Source organism: Streptomyces sp. WM6386, from assembly GCF_000972385.1.
In the GTDB taxonomy this organism is placed as follows: domain Bacteria; phylum Actinomycetota; class Actinomycetes; order Streptomycetales; family Streptomycetaceae; genus Streptomyces.
On the sequence record NZ_JXTE01000442.1, the window covers coordinates 1 to 507 of the forward strand.

The 507-nt window shown below is 73.0% G+C and carries 1 protein-coding gene; it reads right to left on the minus strand.

Going from position 1 to position 507, the window contains the following annotated elements:
• Positions 1-507, minus strand: a 507-nt coding sequence (locus TN53_RS42155) for a homocysteine S-methyltransferase family protein (RefSeq protein ID WP_046264198.1), incomplete at both ends; no start/stop codon positions are given.

Genomic DNA, 507 nt, shown 5'->3' on the forward strand with positions numbered 1-507 from the left:
GCGCGGTCAGCGCGGCACCGATCTCGGAGCCGAGGAGCATCGTGCCGGTCGTCTCCACCGTCACCGACACGATGAGCGGCAGCTCCAGGCCGAGTGCCTCAAGACCGCGGTGGGCGCCGAGGACGGCGGCCTTGGTCTGGAGGAGGTCCTGGGTGGTCTCGACGAGCAGGGCGTCGGCGCCGCCCGCGACCAGGCCCTCGGCGTTCTGCTGGAAGGCGTCGCGCAGGGTGGTGTACGGGGCGTGGCCGAGCGTGGGCAGCTTGGTGCCGGGGCCGATGGAACCGAGGACCCAGCGCGGGCGGCCGTCGCGGGCGGTGTACTCGTCGGCCGTCTCGCGGGCCACGCGGGCGCCGGCCTCGGACAGTTCGTGGACCCGTTCGGGGATGTCGTACTCGGGGAGGGCCGCGTGGTTGGCGCCGAAGGTGTTGGTCTCGACGCAGTCGACGCCCGCGTCGAAGTACTCGGCGTGCACCGAGCGCACGATGTCGGGGCGGGTGACGTTGAGGA